General features: G+C 70.4%; 15 protein-coding genes and 3 pseudogenes. 9 read left to right on the top strand and 9 right to left on the bottom strand.

Annotation, left to right across the window (positions count from 1 at the left end; genetic code table 11):
• The first annotated feature begins 296 nt into the window (after window positions 1–296).
• A complete protein-coding gene (locus OIE49_RS32345; protein WP_326805385.1) occupies window positions 297–3206 on the top strand; it encodes a M36 family metallopeptidase in 2910 nt (969 codons plus the stop codon).
• A gap of 99 nt (window positions 3207–3305) precedes the next feature.
• On the opposite strand, the gene OIE49_RS32340 is transcribed toward OIE49_RS32345, so the two are convergent.
• The 3 genes from OIE49_RS32340 to OIE49_RS32330 all read right to left on the bottom strand — a co-directional run bounded on the left by OIE49_RS32340 (window position 3306) and on the right by OIE49_RS32330 (window position 8016).
• Window positions 3306–4310 (bottom strand): helix-turn-helix domain-containing protein, encoded by a 1005-nt coding sequence (locus OIE49_RS32340; RefSeq protein WP_326805384.1) that lies wholly within the window; start codon window positions 4308–4310, stop codon window positions 3306–3308.
• A gap of 193 nt (window positions 4311–4503) precedes the next feature.
• Window positions 4504–5685: an ROK family protein gene (locus tag OIE49_RS32335; RefSeq protein WP_100570149.1), complete on the bottom strand. Its 1182-nt coding sequence runs from the start codon at window positions 5683–5685 to the stop codon at window positions 4504–4506.
• A gap of 258 nt (window positions 5686–5943) precedes the next feature.
• On the bottom strand, window positions 5944–8016 hold the full coding sequence (locus OIE49_RS32330; RefSeq protein ID WP_326806383.1) for an OmpL47-type beta-barrel domain-containing protein: 2073 nt from the start codon (window positions 8014–8016) through the stop codon (window positions 5944–5946).
• A 643-nt stretch (window positions 8017–8659) separates the two neighbouring features.
• Here OIE49_RS32330 and OIE49_RS32325 point away from each other — a divergent pair.
• The 4 genes and pseudogenes from OIE49_RS32325 (at window position 8660) to OIE49_RS32310 (ending at window position 14007) form a co-directional block, all read left to right on the top strand.
• A complete protein-coding gene (locus OIE49_RS32325) occupies window positions 8660–9682 on the top strand; it encodes a multicopper oxidase domain-containing protein (RefSeq protein ID WP_100570147.1) in 1023 nt (340 codons plus the stop codon).
• A 290-nt stretch (window positions 9683–9972) separates the two neighbouring features.
• A pseudogene (locus OIE49_RS32320) lies at window positions 9973–10908 on the top strand (ThuA domain-containing protein); the annotation flags it as partial.
• A gap of 6 nt (window positions 10909–10914) precedes the next feature.
• Window positions 10915–12864, top strand: a pseudogene (locus tag OIE49_RS32315) (ThuA domain-containing protein); the annotation flags it as partial.
• A gap of 24 nt (window positions 12865–12888) precedes the next feature.
• Window positions 12889–14007, top strand: coding sequence for a family 16 glycoside hydrolase (locus OIE49_RS32310; protein WP_234375693.1), 1119 nt, complete (start codon window positions 12889–12891; stop codon window positions 14005–14007).
• An 88-nt stretch (window positions 14008–14095) separates the two neighbouring features.
• Here the strand turns inward: OIE49_RS32310 and OIE49_RS32305 are convergent, their stop codons facing one another.
• From OIE49_RS32305 to OIE49_RS32290, 4 genes and pseudogenes are all read right to left on the bottom strand, one after another.
• Entirely contained in the window at window positions 14096–14434 is a 339-nt protein-coding gene (locus OIE49_RS32305) for a GNAT family N-acetyltransferase (protein WP_326805383.1), read from the bottom strand.
• 42 nt (window positions 14435–14476) lie between these two features.
• Window positions 14477–14659 (bottom strand): annotated as a pseudogene (locus OIE49_RS32300) (pirin family protein); the annotation flags it as partial.
• Between the two features lie 345 nt (window positions 14660–15004).
• Window positions 15005–15508 (bottom strand): hypothetical protein, encoded by a 504-nt coding sequence (locus OIE49_RS32295; protein WP_326804639.1) that lies wholly within the window; start codon window positions 15506–15508, stop codon window positions 15005–15007.
• A 2-nt stretch (window positions 15509–15510) separates the two neighbouring features.
• Window positions 15511–16944: a molybdopterin-dependent oxidoreductase gene (locus OIE49_RS32290; RefSeq protein WP_326805382.1), complete on the bottom strand. Its 1434-nt coding sequence runs from the start codon at window positions 16942–16944 to the stop codon at window positions 15511–15513.
• A gap of 212 nt (window positions 16945–17156) precedes the next feature.
• Between OIE49_RS32290 and OIE49_RS32285 the strand changes: the two genes are divergently transcribed.
• Complete coding sequence (locus tag OIE49_RS32285; protein WP_326805381.1) at window positions 17157–17600, top strand: GtrA family protein; 444 nt, start codon at window positions 17157–17159, stop codon at window positions 17598–17600.
• Window positions 17601–17635: 35 nt separating this feature from the next.
• Here OIE49_RS32285 and OIE49_RS32280 read toward each other — a convergent pair whose 3' ends face one another.
• Window positions 17636–19012: a glycosyltransferase 87 family protein gene (locus OIE49_RS32280; RefSeq protein ID WP_326805380.1), complete on the bottom strand. Its 1377-nt coding sequence runs from the start codon at window positions 19010–19012 to the stop codon at window positions 17636–17638.
• Between the two features lie 80 nt (window positions 19013–19092).
• On the opposite strand from OIE49_RS32280, the gene OIE49_RS32275 reads away from it, so the two are divergent.
• The 3 genes from OIE49_RS32275 (at window position 19093) to OIE49_RS32265 (ending at window position 21672) form a co-directional block, all read left to right on the top strand.
• Window positions 19093–20151, top strand: a complete 1059-nt coding sequence (locus OIE49_RS32275) for an NAD-dependent epimerase/dehydratase family protein (protein ID WP_326805379.1) — start codon at window positions 19093–19095, stop codon at window positions 20149–20151.
• A 172-nt stretch (window positions 20152–20323) separates the two neighbouring features.
• Complete coding sequence (locus tag OIE49_RS32270; RefSeq protein WP_326805378.1) at window positions 20324–21022, top strand: glycosyltransferase family 2 protein; 699 nt, start codon at window positions 20324–20326, stop codon at window positions 21020–21022.
• Window positions 21023–21054: 32 nt separating this feature from the next.
• Window positions 21055–21672, top strand: a complete 618-nt coding sequence (locus OIE49_RS32265) for a TIGR04282 family arsenosugar biosynthesis glycosyltransferase (RefSeq protein WP_326806382.1) — start codon at window positions 21055–21057, stop codon at window positions 21670–21672.
• 686 nt (window positions 21673–22358) lie between these two features.
• Here the strand turns inward: OIE49_RS32265 and OIE49_RS32255 are convergent.
• Window positions 22359–23027 carry a sigma-70 family RNA polymerase sigma factor gene (locus OIE49_RS32255; RefSeq protein ID WP_326805377.1) on the bottom strand — a complete coding sequence of 223 codons (669 nt, stop codon included), beginning with the start codon at window positions 23025–23027 and terminating at the stop codon, window positions 22359–22361.
• Between the last annotated feature and the right edge of the window lie 31 nt (window positions 23028–23058).

The following is a 23058-nucleotide window of genomic DNA, read 5'->3' as shown; positions in this document are numbered from 1 at the left end:
GGAGCACTCGGGAGCAACCTGTGGCGGAACTGTGCATTGTCATGTTTCCGCCATGCGCGATCATTCCGGTCGCATCACGCCGCGTGCCACTCTCCGCGGGTGCCGGACGGGCAATCCCTGTCCGGCCCTTCTTGAGGAGAGGGGTACGAGTGCGCACTTACTCCACACGCTCCACACGTGCACGGCGAACCGTCCTGGCGCTGGCCACGGCCTGCATCGTCGCGGTGATACAGACACCGACCGCCGGCGCCGACCCGGGCCCGGCGCAACCGCCGTCCTCGGGATCCGGTTCGGGGATGACCGGCGCCCACCACCACGGCAAACCCGACAAGGACCTGCCGGGCGCCGACAGAGCCCCGTCGGCCAGGGCCAGAGGCGCTGCGGCCAAGGCCGACGCCCGGGTGAGCTGGAGCCGGTACGGCACCCCGACCACGGTCGTGCCGGAGGGCGACGGCACCGCCCTGGCGAAGGGGCTGCCGACCAAGCCCGAGCAGACCGCCCGCGCCTATCTGAAGGCCAACGCCGACCTGTTCGGCATCCCCGCCGCCCAGGTCGACGACCTCAGGCTGGTGTCGAGCACCCCGATCGGCAAGGGTGCCGCGGTGCTGCTCGCCCAGGAGGTGGACGGCAAACCGTTCGCCCGGGACGGCCAGATCTCCGTCGGTGTCGTCGACGGCACCGTGGTCAGCGTCTCCGGCGCACTGGCCCCGGTCACCGGCGCACCGAAGCCGGCGACCCTGTCGGAGCAGGACGCCATCAAGGCCGCACTGGCCGACGTGGCCCTGGCGCCCGGCAAGCTGTCCGCGACGGACAGTACCGACAAGTGGCGCAAGTTCGAGGCTTCGGGACTGTCCGGACCGCAGCTCGTACGCCCCGTCGTGATCGCCGACCCCGACGGCACCGTCCGCTCGGCCTACCAGGTGCAGGCCGGTGCGGCCGGCGAGGAGCCGGAGCTTTACGACAGCGTCGTCGACGCCCGTACCGGCGAGGTGCTGGCCCGTCGGTCCCTGGTCGAGGACGGGGTCGCCGACGGCCACGACGGCAACCCGCAATGGAAGGTCTTCCCCTTCTCTCCCCCGCTGAACGACTCCTCCGCCGACACCCGCGAGACCTGGTGCTGGACCGCCGCTCCGGGCTGCGACCGCGTCATGAGCGACTCCGCCCCCGGCACTCCGCACCATGCCTGGGACATCGCCTCCGGTGAGGGCGGCGGCACCTACGGCGGCTCCTACAAACTGGGCACCACGCTGGGGGCCAACGCCTTCGCCAGCGACGGTCTGACGGCCAACGGGCGCAACTGGCTCGGCATCACCCCGGACGTACGGGCCGACCGGGCCTACGACTACTCCTACACCGACGCCTGGCACGCCACCGGCTGCGACCCGAAGGTGCTGACCGACCCCGCGAAGCCGGACCGCGACGCGGCGATCGGCAACCTGTTCGCCCAGCACAACGTGATGCACGACTTCTCGTACCACCTCGGGTTCACCGAGAAGACGTGGAACATGCAGCACGACAACTACGACCTGGGCGGCAAGGGCGGCGATCCGGAGATGGGCGTGGCCCGCTCCGGCGGCAGCAACCCCGCCACCCGCAACAACGCCAACCAGAGCACCGGCGTCGACGGCGGTGTGGCGCTGACCAACATGTACCTGTGGCAGCCGCAGGCCGGGGCCTTCTACGGGCGCTGCGCCGACGGCGACTTCGACGCCTCCGTCATCGGCCACGAGTACACCCACGCCATCACCAACCGCATGGTCGGCGGGGGCACCTCCGGCCTCTCCGGCACGCACGCCGGCTCGATGGGCGAGTCCTGGAGCGACCTGGTCGCCACCGAGCGGCTGATCGAGACCGGCGCGGTCCCGGACGGCGTGGACCCGTGGGTGGTCGGCCCGTACGTGACCGACAACAACGAGCGCGGCATCCGCAACTTCGCCATCGACAGGAGCCCGCTCAACTACTCCAACTTCGGCTACGACATGGGCGGTCCGGAGGTGCACTCCGACGGCGAGATCTGGAACGCCGTGCAGTACGAGGTGCGTCAGGCGCTCGTCGGCAAGTACGGCGAGCCGGCCAAGAAGGTGCTCGCCTCGTGCGCGGCCGGCAAGACGTCGGTCGACGACTGCGGCGGCGGCCGGCGCTGGGTCCAGCTGATGTTCGACTCGTACCTGCTGATGGGCACGGGCAAGATCACCATGATCGACGCCCGTGACGCGATGCTCGCCGCGGACAAGATCCGCCACCACGGCGCCGACCTCGACGTCATGTGGGGCGCGTTCGCCAAGCGCGGCATGGGCATCGACGCCACCGCCACCTCGACCAGCGACACCCGGCCGCACGCGGACTTCGCCACCCCGACCGGCGTCAACGGCAACCTCACCTTCAAGGTGGTCAACGGCGGCGACGAGATCCCCAACGCCCGGGTCTACATCGGCAAGTTCAGCGCCCGGACCACGCCGATCGCCGGCACCACGTCCGACCTCGACAAGAAGGCGCTGTTCACCAAGGGGCACTACGACGCCATCGCGGTCGCCCCGGGCTACGGTCTGACGCGCTTCGACTTCCAGGTCGACGACGCCTCCAAGCAGACCGTCAAGGTGAAGATGCAGCCCAACCTCGCCTCGGCGGCGGCCGGCGCCACCGCGACCGGCGACGGGTACAACGCGGCCAGGCTCATCGACGACGACGAGGGCACCAACTGGGCGTACGTCGGTGACAAGACGGGCACCTCGGTGACCGGCAAGGGCGTCAACGTCCACCTGGCCGTCGACGGACCGACCAAGGTGCGCCGCATCCAGGTCAGCGCCATCAACCGGCCGACGGACAGCAGGGACCCCGGCGGCGACACCGGCAGCCAGAGCCGCTTCTCGGCGCTGCGTCAGTTCGAGGTCTCGGCCTGCACCCGCACCGCGACCGTCGACTGCTCCCAGCCCAAGCAGTTCCACGTCGTCTACCTCAGCGCGAAGGACGCCTTCGACGCCCCGAAGCCGCGCCCGGCGGCTCCCGACCTCGTCATGCGCAGCTTCGACATCCCGGCGACCTCGGCCACCGACCTGCGTATCGAGACGATCACCAACCAGTGCGTGGGCAACCCGGCCTACGCGGGCAAGCAGGACAACGACCCGAACAACGTGACGGACTGCGCCACCGGTTCCCCGGCGGCGTTCAACGTCCGGGCCGCTGAGTTCCAGGTCTTCGAGAAGTGATCCCCCGGCGGCTCCGGTGCGCGAGCACCGGAGCCGCACGGCGGCACGGCCCGGGCATCCCGTGGTCCGGCCCGGGCATCCCGTGGTACGGCTCGGTCCTCACAGCCAGCCGCGGCGGGAGGCCTCCCAGGCGAGCTGCATCCGGGTCCGGACCCCGGCGAACTCGATCAGGTCGCGGATACGGCGCTGGACGGTGCGCAGACTCGTGCCGATCTGTCCGGCGATGGCGGTGTCCGTCAGACCGGTGAGCAGCAGCGACAGCAGGAGCAGGTCCTCCGGCGAAGGGGTCCGGTCGGACTCCCTCTCGCCGACCAGCCCGTCCTCGGTGAGCACCAGCGGCGAGGCGCCCGCCCACAGGCTCTCGAAGAACGCGATGAGAGCGTCGAGCAGCGCGCCGGGGCGGACCAGAACGGCGGACGGCGGGTCGCCGGCCGGGCCGCCCGCGTCCGAGGCGCGTACGAACGGGGTCACCAGCATGGCCAGTTGCCGGTCGGCGACCACCATCTTCACCGGAACCTCCGCGGCCACCCGGGCCTGTTCACCGCCCTCGACGAACTCGCGGATCCGGTACACCTCGGGCGGCACCTCCAGCGCCGACCTCTCGTAGACCGCGCGGTACGTCACCCCCGCGGCCAGGATCTCCAGTTGGGTGTCGTTGCCGCGTGACGGCACCGCCACGTTCGGCGGCTTGCACAGCGCCAGGATCTCGGCCTGTGCGCCGCGCTGAAGCTGGTCGAACGTCCGGGCCATCGCCCGCGCCCCGGTCACCGTCTCGACCGCCTCGGCCGAGCCCCGGCGCCGGGTCTGGTGGCGGTACTCCTCGGTGAGCTTCGCCATCACCGACCGCGCGGCCTGCAACTCCTGCTGCCGGCTCAGCAGCAGCGGGCCGAGCGCCAGATCGGGCGGTGACGCGCGGAAGCGGTGTGCCGCGCCCTCGGCGCGGCACACCAGCCCCTTGGCCTCCAGCGTGTCGAGGAGCCTGGCCGCCTCGCGTCCGGACAGACCGAGACGACGGGCGAGTTGGGACGGTGTGGCCTCCGGCATTCCGACCAGGCTGCGGTACGCACGTACTTCCACGGAGTCGAAACTCGTGGTCTCGAACATGTCGCTCCTCTCCTCCTCCGGTCGTGCGCCGGACCGAACCGGTACCGGCGCACGACCGGTCGGAGCCGCCCTGAGGAGGAGATCTTGACGTGTCACCGTCCACTCGCGCCAGTACGCGACCGGCGCGGTTCGGCGCGTTCGAGGTGGCCGGTTCCGCCCATCCGGCCAGGTCAGGCGGGCCGGGCCGGACGGGTCAGGCCGGTGAGAAGATGTGGTCGCTGATCAGCCGGGTGGCGCCGACGACGCCCGCGGCATGGCCGAGCTCGCCGAGGACGATCGGCAGGTTGCCGGTCGCCAGCGGCAGGGACTGGCGGTAGACCTGGGTGCGGATGCTCGCCAGCAGGTTGTGCCCCAGTCCGGTGAGCCCTCCCCCGATGACCACGAGGCCGGGGTTGAAGAAGCTGACCAGGCCGGCGATGACCTGACCGGTACGCCGTCCGCCCATGCGGATCAGTTCCAGGGAGGCCGCGTCCCCGGCACCGGCGGCGGCCGAGACGTCCTCGGGGGTCAGCCTCCCGGCCGCCTCCAGCCGTCCGGCCAGCTCCGTCGAGCGGCCGGACTGGGCGAGCGCGGTCGCGTCGCGGACGAGGGAGCTGCCTCCGAAGTACGCCTCGAGACAACCGATGTTGCCGCAGGCGCACCGCGGCCCTTCCGGATCCGCCTGGATGTGGCCGATGTCGCCGGCGCTGCCGGTGACACCGCGGTGCACCTCGCCGCCGACGACGATTCCGCAGCCGATGCCCGTGCCGAGCTTCACGCACAGGAAGTCGCGTACGGACCGGGCCACGCCGGCCTGCTGCTCGCCCAGGGCCATCAGGTTCACGTCGTTGTCGACGAGGACGGGGCAGCCCAGTTCCTGGCTCATCGCCTCGCGGACGGGGAAGCCGTCCCAGCCGGGCATGATCGGTGGCGCGACGGGGACGCCCTCGGGGAACCTGACGGGTCCCGGCACGCCGATCCCGGCGCCGTCGAAGCGGTCCGCCAGCCCCGCCTCGCGCAGTTTGCCGGCCAGGGCGAGCACCCGCTCGAAGACGGCGACCGGGCCTTCGCGCACGTCCAGCGTCTCGGCCACGTGGCCGAGGACGTCCAGCTCGGCGTTGGTGACCGCGACGTCCACGGAGGTGGCGCCGATGTCCACGCCGAGGAACCGCAGTGACGGGGCGATCCGGACGTTGTGCGAGCGGCGGCCGCCGCGGGAGGCGGCGAGGCCGTCCTGCACGACCAGCCCGGTCTCCAGGAGCCGGTCGATCTCGAAGGCGAGCTTGGAGCGCGACAGCTCGACCTGCTCCCCGAGGGCGACCCGGGACTGCGGGCCGAGGTCGCGCAGGAGGCGGAGCAGCCGGGCCTGGTGGAGATTGGCCGGTCGAGCCGTCATAGACCTCACGCCGCCCCCGTCGTGGCAAGAACCGTTCGCATGCCCGGCACATGGGGGGCACGACTTTGAGAAGGACCGTAGCACCGAGCCGCCGCCGATGAAAGAAACTTGTGCACTGATGTGGGGAACTTTCACCTCCGGATGGACAAAGCCGTGCGCGGCAGCGTCCGGGGCCCGGTGCCGGAGGCGCCCTGGCGGGCTTGTGGCGCGGCCCGCCAGGGCTCCCTGTTCAGGCGGGGTCACCGCCCGGGCCGTGCCTCACGCGCCGGAGGGCGCGCGGTTGGGCTTGCCCACGTCGGACTGGCCGGCCGCCTTCTTGATCTCGGCGGCCTCCCGCTGGTCGATGACACCCTCGTCCCGCAGCGTCTGGACGACCTTTCCGACGTGCGAGACGAACGCGCCGTGGTTCTCCCAGGCCCGCTGGTCCTCGATCAGCTCGTTGATCGTGCAGCCGCCGGCCGTCACGCGGTTGGGGACACCGGTGTTGATCGAGCCGACGAACACGGTGGCCCGGTCGTCCCTTTCCGGACAGTCGGTCGGCGGCTCGCCGGCGACGACCTTCAGGGACAGCGACTTGGGCGTGGACGTGTTGCCGGCCTTGTCGGTGGCCCGGTAGAGGAGCGTGTGGCTCCCGGCCCTGTCGATCACCACCGGCTCCGCGTACTGGAGATAGGGGCCGCCGTCGAGGTAGTACTCAATGCCGGCCACACCGGAACCGGAGTCCGAGGCGGACACCGTCACGGTCGCGCTGCCGACGTAGTTGCCGGACGCGTCCTTCGTCCCCGACACCGACGCCGACGTCTCCGGCGGCGTCCTGTCCTCCGGCTCAGCCGCCACCACGGAGAACTCCACCGACTTCACCGCCGACGCATTCCCCGCCTTGTCCGACGCCCGATACGACAACGAATGCGCACCCACACCACTCACCTGCACCGGCGCCGAGTACGCGACATACGCCGCACCATCCAGCGAATACTCGATCTTCGCCACACCCGACTCGGAGTCCGAAGCCGACACCGTCACCGTCGCACTGCCCACATAGTTGCCGGACCCGTCCTTCGTCCCCGACACCGACGCCGACGTCTCCGGCGGCGTCCTGTCCTCCGGCTCAGCCGCCACCACGGAGAACTCCACCGACTTCACCGCCGACGCATTCCCCGCCTTGTCCGACGCCCGATACGACAACGAATGCGCACCCACACCACTCACCTGCACCGGCGCCGAGTACGCGACATACGCCGCACCATCCAGCGAATACTCGATCTTCGCCACACCCGACTCGGAGTCCGAAGCCGACACCGTCACCGTCGCACTGCCCACATAGTTGCCGGACCCGTCCTTCGTCCCCGACACCGACGCCGACGTCTCCGGCGGCGTCCTGTCCTCCGGCTCAGCCGCCACCACGGAGAACTCCACCGACTTCACCGCCGACGCATTCCCCGCCTTGTCCGACGCCCGATACGACAACGAATGCGCACCCACACCACTCACCTGCACCGGCGCCGAGTACGCGACATACGCCGCACCATCCAGCGAATACTCGATCTTCGCCACACCCGACTCGGAGTCCGAAGCCGACACCGTCACCGTCGCACTGCCCACATAGTTGCCGGACCCGTCCTTCGTCCCCGACACCGACGCCGACGTCTCCGGCGGCGTCCTGTCCTCCGGCTCAGCCGCCACCACGGAGAACTCCACCGACTTCACCGCCGACGCATTCCCCGCCTTGTCCGACGCCCGATACGACAACGAATGCGCACCGACCTCACTCACCACAACCGGCTTCGCATACGCGGAGAACGCACCACCATCAAGCGAGTACTCCACACTCGCCACACCCGACCCGGAATCCGAAGCCGACACCGTCACCGTGGCGCTGCCCACGTAGTTTCCGGACGCGTCCTTCGTGCCGGAGACCGTCGCCGACGTCTCCGGTGCCGTGGTGTCGTCGTCGCCGGGTGCGGCGGTGACGACGAGCTGGCCGGTCATCGACTGGTGGCCCGGCATCGCGCAGAAGTAGCGGTAGACGCCGGGCTTGAGAACGACCTCGGCCGTGTACTTGCCGCCGTTGGAGTCGAAGGGGCTCGCCTGGATGTTGAGGCTGAGGTCGTTGTTGTAGTCGGGGTTCGAGACGTCGAACGTCAACGTGTGCGGCATTCCCGTGGTGTTGCCGGTGGCCGCGCTGTTCTCGAACACGATCGTCGCCGGTCCCGCCACCGCGGTGGTGGGCACCGACGTGTACTTCGTGTAGTCGTCGCCGGCCGTCCAGGTGAGCACCTGGGCCGCCGCCTTCTCGGTCCCGCGGCCCGCCGCCGCGTACGCGGCCGGCACGGCCAGCGAGAAGGCCGTGAAGACGACCGCCACCAGGGCCGCCAGCACCGGGTGTGCGCGGAACAGTTTGCGTGGCGCCGATCCTGAGGGGGGCGGATCCGTCTGGGCATGGAGCAGTCTTCTGAACACCGCTGCACCTTTCGCGAATTCGCTTGTGCGGCACCGCGCAGGGACACTCGCGGTCCCGTCTAGTGGACGACCAGCCGCCTGGATGGAGCGCGTCGAGGGGGCCAGTCCCGCGGACCCGGCCTCTCGCAGGGTCCCGCGGCCCCACCTCTCGCAAAGTGCGGCAACGCTGGGAAGCTACCGGGCTTTTGACGGCCCGCCAAGGTCTATGGCCACAATCCAACCAACTTTGACCTGAGTCTGGAAAAACTGGAGGGGTGCCCGCTACGGTGATGCGGTCCCGAGGCGAACCCCGTTCGCCCAGCCGACCCGATCCCCCGCCGTATCCGGCACATCGAGCCGAGCAGGACGGCCTCACCGGCAGGCCGATCCGGCGACCGTCCCGCCTCCCCCGCGAGCCCGAAGGCACGGCGCATCACCGCACACCGCCCTGACGGGACGGCTGCCGTCGGCGACGGATCACATCACGACCACGCGACGCCTTCGGGTTCGCACGCGTTCAGAGGATTGGAGAACGATGACCGACTCAGGCGCAGGTACGAGACGCTTCTCCCGGCGGGCCTTCGCCACCGGGGCAGCCGCCGCCGCGGTCGTACCCACGGTGCTCGGCATCACCGCGACCGCCGCCGCCCCGAAGGACAAGCCGGTGGAGGGGAACGGCCAGGGAAACAACAAGGGCACCGTCCGCAACCTGACCCTGTACATGGAGAAGCTGCCGAACGGGGAAATGGGCTACGGCCTGAAACCGGGCGAGGCGACGATCCCCGGCCCGCTCATCGAGCTGACCGAGGGCGACACGATGAACATCGAGGTCGTCAACAACCTGGACGTCGCCGCGAGTCTGCACGTGCACGGCCTGGACTACGACGTCGCCAGCGACGGCACCAAGATGAACGACAGCGTCGTCGAGCCGGGCGGCCGGCGGACCTACGTCTGGCGCACCCACGCCCCGTCGAACCAGGGCGGGACATGGGAGGCCGGCAGCGCCGGCTACTGGCACTACCACGATCACAACGTGGGGACCGAGCACGGCACGGGCGGCATCAAAAAGGGCCTCTACGGCCCCGTGATCGTGCGCCGCAAGGGCGACGTGCTGCCCGACAAGCAGTTCACGGTCGTGTTCAACGACATGACGATCAACAACCGGGGCGCCCACGACGCGCCCACCTTCAAGGCCGTCCGCGGTGAGCGAGTGGAGTTCATCGTGATCACACACGGGGACTTCTTCCACACCTGGCACATCCACGGCCACCGCTGGGTGGACAACCGCACCGGCATCCTCCAGGGTCCGCAGGACGTGAGCCGGGTCATCGACACCAAGACGGTCGGCCCGGCGGATTCCTTCGGATTCCAGGTGGTCGCGGGTGACCGGGTCGGCGCGGGCGCCTGGATGTACCACTGCCACGTCCAGAGCCACTCGGACATGGGCATGGCCGGCGTCTTCCTCGTGACCGAAGCCGACGGCTCGGTCCCCGGCGGCATGCCCCACCACATGGCCGAGACCGACGGCACGGCCCCCGGCGGCATGCACGACCACTAGAGGGCAGCGACGGGGCCCCCGATCCGGGCTCCGCCCCCAAGCCCCCCAAAGCCACGCCCGTCGAACCACCTGACGGTCCGACGGGCGTGTACGACTGCCGCCGGCCGGTCCTCACCCGCAAGGACCCGGGGCGAACCCGACCTCGCCCTTCCGGCACGCGTCCTTCCCGGGCCTCGTGACCGCCCGCCGAAATCCGCCGCACCCGGCCCACGCCGGGCGGGGCGTCCGCGGCAGCCCTCGCTCCATCCCCTGATCACTCTTCCGTTGTCGGATCGAGTCAAGGAGCAACCATGGGCAAGAGAGACCGGTTCGCCCTCTCACGACGAAGCGGAGCACCGCCGTCGCGTCCGGTGCGGACCGCTCGCCACGCGTGGTCCTGGCGCCGCGCCGTCGTCCTGCTGTCCAGCGCCGCGCTGACCCTGGGGCTGTCCACGCTGCCGGCCGTGCAGGCGAACGCGCAGCCGCCCACGGAGAACACCGAGGGCGCGGCGGCCGGGAGCCAGGTGAACGTCCTGGTCTTCCACGGACCGGCCGCCAAGCAGGACGACCCGGTCAAGAAGGCCGCGGCGGCGATCGGGAACCTCGGCGAGAAGAACGGGTTCAAGGTCGTCGAGTCCGAGGACACGGGCGTGTTCACCACCGCCGGCCTCGCCAAGTACCGAGGGGTGGTGTTCCTGTCGGCCGACGGCGTGACCCTCAACGCCGAGCAGGAAGCCGCGTTCCAGTCGTACATCAACAACGGCGGCGGCTTCGTCGGCGTCCACGACGCCGCCCGGGCGCAGTCCGACTCCTCCTGGTTCACCGGGCTGATCGGCACCCGCCCCGCGCTGGGCCTGCCGGACGCCGAGAAGGTGGTCGAGAGCGCGGTCAACTCGGAGAACCCGCCGAGCGAGACCAAGGACAAGCTGTTCGACGGCAAGGACGACACCAAGTGGCTGGCCCGTACGCCGACCGCCTGGGTCACCATGAAGCTGGACAAGCCGGTCACGGTGGTCAACTACGCACTGACGTCGGCCAACGACTACCAGGGACGGGACCCGAGGGACTGGAAGCTCCAGGGTTCGCAGGACGGCGAGAGCTGGACGACCCTGGACACCCGGAGCGGCGAGACGTTCCCGTCGCGGTTCCAGACCAGGCAGTTCCAGTTCTCCAACAGCCAGGCCTACCAGCACTACCGGCTGGAGATCACCGCGAACAGCGGTGAGCCGCTGACGCAACTGGCCGAGCTGCGGCTGTTCAACGCCAACCCGACGCCTCCGCAGGCCTCCGAGGTCCAGCAGGCCGTGGTCGACGTGACGGACCGTCAGCACCCGGCCAACAAGGGCCTGCCGCTGAACTGGACCCGTTCCGACCAGTGGATCAACTGGGACCCCAACCCGGTCGGCAAGGTCCACACCATCGCCCAGGTCGAGGAGTGGAAGTACAAGCCGGGCACCGGCGCCAACGGCCCGTTCCACCCGATCTCTTGGTGCCGTGACTACGACGGCGGCCGCTCCTTCTACACCGGCATGGGCCGCACCGAGGAGAGCTACACCACCGACACCAAGTTCCAGAGCCATCTCCTCGGCGCCATCCAGTGGACCACCGGCATGGTGCGCGGCGACTGCCAGGCGACCATCGCGTCCAACTACAAGACCGAGCGGCTGACCGCCCAGAACCAGGCGGGGCAGCTCGACCAGATCGGTGAGCCGCACGGTCTCACCATGGCCCCCGACGGCAAGGCCTTCTACATCGGCAAGGCCGCCTGCCCGTCCGGCCCGATCGTCGACTGGAACAACCCCAAGGTCGGCCTGGGCTGCGGCACCATCCACCAGTGGGACCCCAAGACCAAGAAGGTCAAGCTGCTCACCACGCTCGACGTGATGGGCAACCGGGGCAGCGGCGACGAACTGGTCAAGAACGAGGAGGGCCTGGTCGGCATCACCCTCGACCCGAAGTTCGAGCAGAACGGGTGGATCTACATCTACTGGATGCCGCACGAGTCGATCGACCGCGACAAGCGGATCGGTCAGCGGACGGTCTCCCGGCTGACGTACGACTTCGCGTCCGAGTCCATCGACCAGGGCACCCGCAAGGACCTGCTGCACTGGGACACCCAGATCCACAGCTGCTGCCACGCCGGCGGCGGCATGTCCTTCGACAAGGACGGCAACCTGTACATCGGCTCCGGCGACAACAACTCCTCCGGTGGGTCCGACGGTTACTCCGGGAACAACTGGACGCAGGACTACAAGGGCGTCTCGTTCCAGGACGCACGCCGCACCTCCGGCAACACCAACGACCTCAACGGCAAGATCATCCGTATCCACCCCGAGGCCGACGGCACCTACACCGTCCCCAAGGGCAACCTCTTCGCGCCGGGCACCGACAAGACCCGCCCGGAGATCTACGTGATGGGTGTCCGCAACATCGCGCGGCTCTCCGTCGACCCGGTGCACAACTGGCTGAACGCCGGCTGGGTCGGCCCGGACGCGGGAGCCTCCAGCCCGGACCTGGGCCCGGCCAAGTACGAGACGGCCACGGTCATCACCTCCGCGGGCAACCAAGGCTGGCCGTACTGCATGGGCAACCGGCAGCCCTACCGTGACCGCAGCAGCACCGACGCCAAGGTCCTCACCGGCTGGTACGACTGCGACCACCTCAAGAACGAGTCGCCGCGCAACACCGGCCTGGTGGACATCCCGCCGGCCCGCGACAACATGATCTGGTACTCGCCCCAGGGCGGCGGACCGGTGTTCCCGGAGCGCTCCGACGGCAGCGGCGTTCCCAGCTACGTCGACAGCGAGGCCACCTACACCCAGCCGTACCTGAAGGGCGGCGGCCAGGCCGTCATGTCCGGTCCCACCTACCACCGTTCCCAGGTGGCCACCAAGAGCGGTGTCGCCTGGCCGGCCTACTGGGAGGACAAGTGGTTCATCGGTGACGAGTCCAACGCCAACAACCGGGTCGCGGTGACCCTCGACCCCGACCGCGTCAAGGACCAGGGCGCGCCGGCCTTCGGTGAGGACCTGCGCAGCATCATCGCGCCGGGCGGCGGCGCCACCCAGATGCAGAGCTGGATGGATGCCAAGTTCGGTCCCGACGGCGCCCTGTACATGCTCGACTACGCGGGCGGCTTCTTCAGCCTGGACAACAACCAGAAGCTCGTCCGCATCACCTACCAGGGCGGTCCGGCCACCCCGAAGCCGCAGGACGCGGGGGCGCGGGTGGTCACCCAGAGCAAGCCGAAGACGGTGGCGTTCGCCGGCGCCAGAACCGGCGGCGTGGCCTGGGAGTGGGACTTCGGCGACGGCAGCAAGCCCTCGCACGAGGCCAACCCGGCCCACACGTACGCCGACTACGGCACGTACCACGCGAAGCTGACGGTCACCTACGCCGACGGCGAGAAGGCCACAGCGACGTTCGACGCCAAGGCCGGCTGCCCGGCTCCCGACGCCCGGCCGACCGTCCACCTGCTGGACACCGACACGGGCGTGACCAACCACCGGGCCGGCGGCGGCTGCACCGTCAACGACCTGATCGACGACGAGTCGTCCTGGCCGAACCACGGGGAGTTCGTCAGCCACGTCAACGCCGTGGTCAACGACCTCCGCAAGCAGGGCGTCCTCGACAACCGCGAGTCGTCGGCGATCAGCAAGGCGGCGGCGCAGAGCGAGATCGGCAAGGTCGCCGGGTACAAGACCGTCTTCGACGGGACCGCGGCGAGTCTGGCCGACTGGCGTCAGGCCGGAGCGGGCAAGTTCTCGCTCCAGCCGGACGGCACCATGCGCAGCTCCGGCGGCATGGGCATGCTGTGGTACGCCAAACAGGAGCTGAAGGACTTCTCGGTCAGGCTCCAGTTCCGTGACGTGGCGCCGGGCAGCGCCAACGCCAACAGCGGGGTCTTCATCCGGTTCCCGGACCCGAGGACACCGCTGGCGGACCGCCCGGACGGCAGTTGCGGCACGGTCGGCTCGGCCCGCACCGCCCCCGAGTGGGTCGCGATCTACTGCGGCCAGGAGATCCAGATCTACGACGGCGCCGCGGGCGAGGTCCAGAAGACCGGTTCCGTCTACAACTTCAAGTCGCTCGGCCTGGACAAGGCGGGGGTGACCCCGAAGGGCCAGTGGAACGACTACGAGGTGCGTGCGGTCGGACAGCACTACACGATCATCCGGAACGGCGTGGTGATCAACGAGTTCGACAACACGCCCGGCAAGTCGTCGTCCCGTGCGGGTGACCCGCCCACCGACCTGCGCCAGTTCCTCAGCGGGTACGTGGGGCTGCAGAACCACAGCGACACCGATCTGATCGAGTTCCGCAACATCCGGGTACGCGGTCTGTAGCCGGACAGCAGAAGGAGCCGGGCCCGGGGCGGCAGCCCCGGGCCCGGCTCTCGTCTTCCCGCCGCTTTCCCCCTGCTCGTGCGGGCGGTCAGCCCGGTTGGGCATCCAGCCAGTGCTGGATCTCGGTGGTCACGGGGTCGGTGATGTCGGCGAACTCCTCGTGCCTCTTCAGGAACCCGGCCACGTACGGGCAGACGGGCACGATCCGCTTCCCGGACTCGCGCACGTCGGTGAGCGCCTCCTGGACCAGCCGGGAGGCCAGGCCCTGTCCGGCGAAGGCGTCGTCCACCACGGTGTGGTAGAAGACGCGCTGGTCACCGTGGTCGCGGTACGCGGCCAGCCCGGCGCGCTCGCCGTCGACCAGGATCTCGTAGCGGTGCTTGGCGTCCGTCCGCCGGACGGTCACGGAGCTGGAGGACCGGCTCATCGGGTTTCCTCTCGGGGTGGGGTCGGTGACACGTCGGACGAATCAGTGACGCGGTGGATTCCTGCGCGGCCTGATGACGGCGTTCGGCAGCGCGGGGGCAGGAAGCCGGTCTCCCGGGTACCCCTCGACGGCGCCGAAGCGGTCGGAGGCGTTCTGCCACTCGTCCCGGGCCTTGGCGATGTCCTCGTGGCCGCGCCCGATGAAGTTCCACCACATAGCGAACTGTACCGGCGTTTCCGCAGCTCAGCGATGTTGCGGCGCCCTGGCTGTCAGCAAAACGTCAGCATCAGTCGTGAGGGGTTCGTCGGCCATGGGTCGTGAGGCGTTGGTTCGTGGGATGGGGTCGTTTTTCAAGGAGTGCGGGCATCCGCGGTCGAGGTGGTCGAAGGGGTCTGCTGCACGATTGAGCACGGATTCGTCGGCCACGGTGGGATGCGCGTACCAGCGATGCACCGGCATCCGGATCCGGCACCCGTCCGCCAGCCGCAGGTACACCGGCCCGTGGCCGGCCCGCAGGGCGAGCGCATTGGGGTCTCCCCCGACGCAAGGGCGAGCCGTCCTCGTCGGTCATCACGGTGCAGCGTCGTGACCTGGTGCGGGTCGTTCCTCGGCGGCAGGGGCGGCTCGACGGACGCGGCGCAGTTTGAGGGCGAAGGCTACTGCCGAGGCGGCGAAGAGCACGGCGGTGATGGCCAGCCACCGGCCGAGGTAGACGTCCATGGACAAACCGGTGGCACCCGGGTAGGGGGTCGACAGGGCGAAGATGAGGGGGAACCAGACGAGCAGGAGCACACCGGAGAGAAAGGTGGGCACGCGCAGGTAGTTGATCCACGGTGGTTGTGGCATGCGGGTGGCGCGATGCCGCAGGACAGCCTGTGCCGACAGGTCGGCGAGCGAGTACAGGGGCAGCAGGATCAGGTCGTGGAGGACCGCCGCGCCGACGAACCAGATCGCAACCTCGAGCGGGCGGACAGCGAACAGGCGCACCAGGGCGTAGCCGGTGATGGCGAACGAGGCGATCAGGACGAGAAGGTGGAGGGGGCCGGAGCCGTACCAGCGGACGAAGCGCGCCATGGTCAGGTCCTGAAGGTGAGCCGGTGTACCCACTTGGTGTTGTTCACGCCGGGGTTGGCCGGGACGATGACGCGGGCCGGGTAGCCGTGGTCGAGTGAGAGGTCCGCGCCGTTGACGCGCAGGGCGAGCAGCGATCGAGGGTCGTGGATCTGGTTGTCCCGCAGTACCACCGAGCTGTAGGGGCCGGGTGGTTGGACGGATTGCACGAGGACGCTTCGGGCGTCGGGGAGGCCCGCCAGGGCGGCGAGGTCGGCCAGTCGGAGGCCGCTCCACTGCTGGTTGGGGGTGGACCACCCTTCCACGCAGGCGATCGGCAGTGCGGCGGCATGCTGGGGCATCGCGAGGAGTTGTGCGCGGGTGAGGACGAGTGTCGGACCGGGGCCGTGGATCTCCAGGCGCCAGGCGGGGCCGACGTGCGCGGGGGTGACGCCGACGGAGGCTGCGGTCTTGTTGATCTGGAAGGCGTTCGGGCCGCTGCCCGGAGTACGGTTGTGCGGCGCGAGGAGGGCGGTGCTGCGCAGCCAGCCGCCGATGCTCTGTCCTGCGGTGACCACGAGGAGGAGGAGCGATCCGCCCCCCACCATGGCGAGCGCGCCGCGCCGGGTCATCGTCGGCGGTGCGGGAGCGGTTGGGACCAGGCCGTCGGGGTCGGGGGGTTCTGGCCGTGTGTGGGCGAGGTCGGTGCGCAGTTCGGCTGCCAGGCTGCGGGAGCGCAGGGCGCGGGTCATCCGTCCGAGTCTGAGGCTCACATGGACGACGAAGGCGGCGATGAAGACCCAGGCGCCGTAGAAGTGCAGGGTGTAGAAGGAGCCGGGGAAGACGTAGAAGAGCTGGATGTTGATGATGCCGGTGACGAATTCGAAGATCACCCCGCCGACCAGCATGAGCAGGGACAACCGCTCCAGTGCATGGGCGACGGAGCGGACCGGCAGCCATTCGAACAGCTTCGGGATCACTGACCACAACTTGGCCAGCAGCACCGGCACGAGGACCACGCCGAGGGTCACGTGCACGCCCTGGGTCAGCCGGTACAGCCAGTAAGGATGTGTGGGCCAGTCGAAGAGGTAGAAGCCCAGCAGGTCTTTGTCCGGGGTCTGGTCGTTGATGCGGCCGAGTCCCGGGTTGTAGGAGGCGTAGGAGAGCATCCCGGTGACGAAGATCAGCGGGATGCCGATCAGCAGCACCAGGCCGAACACGGACGTCAGCCAGGGCCCGCGGAGGGGACTGCGCCAGAAGCCGGGACGGAACGGCCCCGGAGGCGGAGGAGTCCGCTCGACCCGCCGCACGAGGGCCCGGGTACGAGCGGCCCCCTTGGCGGCCCGCGCCGCCACGGCAGCGCGCACGCGCTCGAGGCGCCCCTGTACGTGCCCCTCGTCCGATCCCGGCCGCTGCGGCCCGCCGGAGCCCGGGGCCGGCGGCCGTCCGCCACTGCCCATCGGCCGCCTCCTCTGTCCCGGCCAACCCTCGAAGGGGTGCCATCGAACCCCAGCGCGCCGTTGGTGCTTGTCAAGTCGTCAGCTACAAACTGGCACAGATCGGTTCGGCTTTCCGTGTCTGGCGTGCATACGGGTGTCCGTCGCCCGCCGAACGGTCGAAACCGGCGCTCCGCACGGCTCGACGGGGCGCACGGTGACCTCATGATGGTGAGGTGCGACGCCTCAGCGCACGGCACAGCACCTCCGCCCGGCCCGGCCGCACCGCGCTGACCAGGGAAGTCTTCTGGTTCGTCGTGATCGGCGTCGCCTCCACCGTGGCCCAGGCCTTGCTGTACTGGGTTCTGCGCCACTGGTCGCCGCCCATCCTGGCCAACTTCGCCGCCCTTCTTGCCGTCACCGTCCTCAACACGGAGGCCAACCGCCGACTGACCTTTCGCGGGTCCACGGTCCGGGTCCTCCAGGCGCATCTGGCCGCGGGTGGCCTGTTCGTCCTGGCGTACCTGGTCACCTCAGGCGCCCTCCTGCTCTTCGGCCACTACCAGCCCACCGCCTCACCAGCAGCGGAGACCCTGGTGCTCGCACCGAGCTTCGCCCTGGCGACCGTGGTGCGCTTCACCGTCCTGCGGATGGTGGTCTTCAGACGCCGCCACCGATGACTCCCCCGCGCCCCGTGTGGCCGACACGCCTGCCCTCACGCACCGTCCAGCCCCCTGTCTCCGCCGCCACGCGCCCGCGCCCGGACGAGTACGCCGGCGAGCACCGTCACGGCGGCCAGCCCGTACGCAGAGGCCTGAACAGCCTGCTGCTGCAGTCCGCCCGCGACATACAGCACGGTGCCCGCGGCAGCAACGGCGAGCCACTCCCATCGGCCACCCATCGCCACGAGGGCCACGACGAGCAGCGCATACCAGTAGTACACAGGCGAGGTGAGCAGCAGCGCAGTGCCCGTGACCAGCAGCGATCCGTGCCACGGCCGCTCTGGATCGCCGCGCCGCAGGACGTACCAGGCACTGAGCCCCACTAGTGCGACGGCGGCCGGACCGGCCCACGCGTCCGGCAGCACCAGCCGCAGCAGCGCGAACCGGCTGACGTTGCCCGGCTCGTACCCCTCTTCTCGCAGATAGCCGGGGAGATAACCCAGGACCGCGGAACCGGACGCCGGCAGGTACGGGAGATAGGCGAGTGCCACAACGCCAACGGCCGTGAGCAGCACGCACGTCGTCCGCCGCAGCCGGGCCCGCGGGTCATACCCGGGAGCCAGTACTCCCGACAGCGCACCGGGGAGGGTGAGCACGGGTAGCAGCTTGACGGCGATCGCCGCCCCGAGCAGCGCTCCACGACGTGCTGCCACGGCCGTGCCGAGCGCGGCCACTGTGAGCAGCACTCCGAGCGTGTCCACATGCGCATCGTTGACCGCGGCGAACGGCACCGCCGGACACCATGCCCACAGTGCCACCCGCCGCGTGTCACCACACGTACGCCGCTGCACCAGCAGCAGCGCCACCGTCGTGACGACGGCGAGCGCCGCACCGGCGAGCTGCAGTGGCTTATGCCGCCCGCCTGCCGGGGAGACCGCGTGCACCAGCAGGAACCACCCCTCGGCCACGGGTGGATAGATCGTGTGTTCGGACGGCCTGTTGATGTGCGTGCACGCACCCGCCACTGAATGGAGGTCCCACCCATGGCACGCGGTCCCGGCGGGAAAGAGCCACGGATCACGCAACCGGGCAAGCTGTGACGCGTCCGGCGGGTAGGCGTACGGGGAGATCCCCGCAGCCTGGACGCGACCGTCCCACGCGTAGCGGTACATGTCGTCGCTGGTGCGCGGCGGAGTCGACAGTGCCGCCACGCACAGGGCGATCCCCCCGGCCAGGATCAGCACCACGGCGGTGCGCACCGGCACGCGGCGCACCATCCACGCCGCTCCGGCGAACAGCACCCACGCGGCGGCGTACCAGTACAGCAGCGCAGCCGGATGGCCGAGATCACCGCCCAAGCGGACCGTCGCGGCGACGACGGCAACGAGGGCGGCGAGCAGTGCCGTGGTGCAGAGCGTGCGTACTCCCACACCCGCCACAGTGTCAGCCTCGAACGCGCAGGCACGCCTCTCGGCGCCGCGTGTCCCGATCCAGCCGTAGCCTCGAAGGCATGCTCGTCCTTGTCACAGGAGGGGCCGGGTTCATCGGCTCCCATGTCGTCCGGGCTCTCGTCGAGGCCAGGCACGGGGTGCGCGTGTTGGACGTGCGGTCCCCCGAGCCGCCGCAGTTCCCGCCCGGCGTCGCGTTTGTGCGCGGCGACGTGCGGGACCGATCGGTGGTCGGGGAGGCGCTGCGCGGGGTGGACGCGGTCTGTCATCAAGCGGCGATGGTCGGCCTGGGCCGGGACTTCGACGACGCGCCCGCCTACGTGGGGTGCAACGACCTGGGCACCGCCGTCCTGCTCACGGCCATGGCCCGGCTGCGGGTTCGCGAGCTCGTCCTGGCCGGCTCGATGGTGTACTACGGCGAGGGCCGCTACGAATGCGCCCGCCACGGGACCGTCCGGCCCGGCCCGCGCCGGGTCGCCGACCTGGACGCCGGGCGGTTCGAGCCCGTCTGCCCGCGCTGCGGCGGTCCGCTCACCCCCGGCCTGGTGCCGGAGGACACGCCACCCGACCCGCGCAACGTCTACGCGGCGACGAAAGTGGCCCAGGAGCACCTGGCCGCTGCCTGGGCGCGGGCCACCGGGGGCCGGGCGTTCGCCCTGCGCTACCACAATGTCTACGGGCCGGGCATGCCGCGCGACACCCCCTACGCCGGCGTGGCCTCGCTCTTCGGCTCCGCGCTCGCGCGCGGTGAGCCGCCCCGGATCTTCGAGGACGGCTGCCAGCTCCGCGACTTCGTCCACGTGGCCGACGTGGCCGCCGCCAACCTGGCGGCACTCGACGCGGTCGGCGCCGCGATCCCGGCAGGAACGCTGCGCGCCTACAACGTCGGCAGCGGCAGCCCGCACACCGTGGGCGAGATGGCCACCGCGCTCGCGGGCGCCTGCGACGGGCCCGAGGCGGTGGTGACCGGCGAATACCGGCTGGGCGACGTCCGCCACATCACCGCCTCCTCGGCGCGGCTGCGCGAGGAACTCGGCTGGCTGCCCCGGGTACCGTTCACCGACGGCATGCGGGAGTTCGCGAAGGCACCCCTGCGCGGCCAGACATCGACGCCTCGGTGAGGCGCGTGCGGGAGATGGCCTCGAACCCGCGGCCGCCGGATACGTCGCGGCCCTCATCGGACGGAAGCGCCCGGCATCCGAACCGCGCCGACCAACATCGAATACGGTGCGGTGGCGCGAATCAGGTGAGATCCGGACGCGCCATCCCATTTCTCTCCGTACGCTGAAAGACGTGACCGACAGGCATCGGCCCCTGGCGGACGTCGTACTCCCGTGCCTCAACGAAGCAGCCGCCCTCCCCTGGGTGCTGGAGCGGATCCCGCCCGGCTGGCGAGCCATTGTCGTCGACAACGGCTCGACCGACAGCTCCGCCGAACTCGCCGCGTCGCTGGACGCGCACGTCGTCGGCGAACCGGTACGCGGCTTCGGCGCCGCCTGCGCGGCCGGGCTGCGCGCCGCCACCGCGCCCGTGGTCTGCTTCTGCGACTGCGATGCCTCCCTCGACCCGGGGCTGCTGCCGTCCCTCGCCCAGCCCATCCTGGACGGTGAGGCGGACCTGGTGCTCGGGCGGCGCAGGCCGACGAGGCGCGGCGCCTGGCCGACGCACGCCCGGCTCGCCAATCGCGAGCTGGCCCGGCTGATCCGCCGCCGCACCGGCCTGCGTCTGCACGACCTCGGTCCGATGCGGGTGGCCCGCCGGAAGGCCCTGCTCGACCTGGACCTGACCGACCGCAGGTCGGGCTACCCGTTGCAGATGGTCGTCCGCGCCGCCGATGCCGGATGGCGGGTGCGCGAGGTCGACGTGCCGTACTACCCGCGCGCCGGCCGTTCCAAGGTCACGGGTACCTGGCGTGGGACCTGGTACACGGTGCGCGACATGCGCGCGGTGCTCAGCGAGCCGCCGCGGCGTCCGGCGGGAGCACTCCGGTGAGCGGTCCGGTCGGGGTGACCGCGCTGCTGGTGATGGCCAAAGAACCGCGGCCCGGGCACGTCAAGACCCGGCTCACCCCGCCGTTCACCCCAGCCCAGGCCGCTGCCCTCGCGGAGGCGGCGCTCGCCGACACCCTCGAGACCGTGCTGCGCTGCCCGGCTCGCCGCCGGATGCTCTTCCTGGACGGCGCGCCCGGACGCTGGCTGCCGACTGGCATCGAGGTGGTCCCGCAGGCGTCCGGTGGCCTGGACGAGCGGCTGGCCGCGGCCTTCGCCGCCGTGGCAGACGGCCCCGCCCTACTGGTCGGCATGGACACCCCACAGCTCACCCCGAATCTCCTCGCCCCCGTACTGGATCCCGGCGCGTGGCGGGAGTACGACGCGTGGTTCGGCCCCGCGGAGGACGGCGGGTTCTGGGCACTCGGCCTGGCCGCGCCCTACCCGGCGCTGCTGCGAGGCATCCCGATGTCCACCGCATACACCGGCGCCGCCCAACGCGACCGCCTCACCGGGGCGGGCCTTCGGGTGCGCGACCTGCCACTCCTGCGCGACGTGGACACGGCGCCCGACGCGGCCGAGGTGGCGGCCGCGACGCCGGGATCGAGGTTCGCCACCCTCTTGAAGCGCTACTCTCGCGGCCTGGGCTCCTGAGCCGCAGATTCATCGTAGGTCTCTCTGCCACGCAGCCCCGATGAGCAGGCCGCTGCTACCGATTCCGCCCCCGCTGTCATTATGTCGGCTTCGGCGCGCACGGCGTAGCCGATCCAGCGCGTGCGTACCTGTCCGACGCCGCGCACCCTGTCAATGTCGCGCAGGACGTTCTCCGGGTGTCAACCAGGGCGAGGTCGGCGGAGTCCATCAGACGCCGGTAGACCTCGCGGGCTGCGTTCTTGAGGACCAGCAGGATGGCGGCGCCGATCCCCAGGCCGACCATCGGATCGGCGGCTCGCGAGTCGAGAACGGCGCCATCGGCGCCGAGGAGGACGGCGAGGAAGGTGAAGCTGTCGGCACCTCCCCAACTCGCCGGTTTAAGCGCGTACTTCCCGTCGTAAGTTGACGCCCGGGGCATACGGACAGGCAGGCCGATCGGTCCTGGTGTCTACTCAGGGCGGTCAGTGGGCCGTACGGCGGGCGGCCAGGTCAAACAGCAGGAGCACGGTTACCCCGGCGAGTACGGCATTCCCCCCAGTTGAGGGCGGCGGCGGAAGCAATGGAGGCGACCGGCAACGAGTCTCCGGCGTCGCCGAGTTCGCGGCCGAGTTCGGCCGAACCCATGGTCTGGCCCGTCTGCTCCTTCGGAGGTGTGGCGGCGAGGGCGGCGAAGCCGAGCGAGGTGATCAGTCCGGCAGCGACGCCGGCGCCCGCCGGGACGCCACGCCCACCGGTTCGGCTCTCTCAGCATCGCGCAGGGACCGCATCAGCGAGGAGCGGGCCCGGGCCACGCGTGACCGGACCGTACCGATCGGGCAGTCGCTGAGCTCGGCCGCTTCGGCGTAGGGCAGGCCGAGGAGTTGTGTGAGGACGAACGCCTCCCGGCGCTCGTCGGGCAACGTGTCCAGCAGTTCGGAAAGAGCGATGCCGTCGTCGAAGCTTGGCAGGCCACGCGGCTGGGCCCACTCGGCGGCAGTCTGCCAATCGTCGGTGTCGGACAAGCGGGGCCGCGCCGAGTTGTACCGGTAACTGTCGATCACCGCGCGGCGGGCGATGGACAGCAGCCAGGTACGGGCGGAGGAACGGCCCTCGAAGCGGTGCAGGCTGCCCAGAGCCCGCAGAAAGGTGTCCTGGGCCAGGTCATCGGCGGCCTGGGGGTCGGCACTCAGGAAGGTGACGTAGTGGCGGACGTCTCTGTGCAGGGCGCGGACGAAGTTCTCGACGGCCTCGGGGTCACCGCCGCGAGCGGCGAGCGCCCAGGCCGTTATCGACTCGTCGGCAGCCGTCTTCTGGTCATGCGCCCCCGTCCTGGACGGTGTCTTGTCGCATACGGCGGGCAGGGCAGGACTGATCACTGGATGTCCTTCTCGGGAATCCGGAAACCCG

It is taken from the genome of Streptomyces sp. NBC_01788, from assembly GCF_035917575.1.
Classification (GTDB): Bacteria; Actinomycetota; Actinomycetes; order Streptomycetales; family Streptomycetaceae; genus Streptomyces.
The sequence above is the reverse complement of the archived record's forward strand: the minus strand, read 5'-3'. Positions and strand labels throughout refer to the sequence as shown.

Coding starts and splice junctions, on each gene's coding strand:
- OIE49_RS32345 (WP_326805385.1), top strand. CDS start 297: ATGACCGGCGCCCACCACCACGGCAAACCCGACAAGGACCTGCCGGGC.
- OIE49_RS32340 (WP_326805384.1), bottom strand. CDS start 4,310: ATGTTCGAGACCACGAGTTTCGACTCCGTGGAAGTACGTGCGTACCGC.
- OIE49_RS32335 (WP_100570149.1), bottom strand. CDS start 5,685: ATGACGGCTCGACCGGCCAATCTCCACCAGGCCCGGCTGCTCCGCCTC.
- OIE49_RS32325 (WP_100570147.1), top strand. CDS start 8,660: ATGACCGACTCAGGCGCAGGTACGAGACGCTTCTCCCGGCGGGCCTTC.
- OIE49_RS32305 (WP_326805383.1), bottom strand. CDS start 14,434: ATGAGCCGGTCCTCCAGCTCCGTGACCGTCCGGCGGACGGACGCCAAG.
- OIE49_RS32295 (WP_326804639.1), bottom strand. CDS start 15,508: ATGGCGCGCTTCGTCCGCTGGTACGGCTCCGGCCCCCTCCACCTTCTC.
- OIE49_RS32290 (WP_326805382.1), bottom strand. CDS start 16,944: ATGGGCAGTGGCGGACGGCCGCCGGCCCCGGGCTCCGGCGGGCCGCAG.
- OIE49_RS32275 (WP_326805379.1), top strand. CDS start 19,093: ATGCTCGTCCTTGTCACAGGAGGGGCCGGGTTCATCGGCTCCCATGTC.
- OIE49_RS32265 (WP_326806382.1), top strand. CDS start 21,055: ATGGCCAAAGAACCGCGGCCCGGGCACGTCAAGACCCGGCTCACCCCG.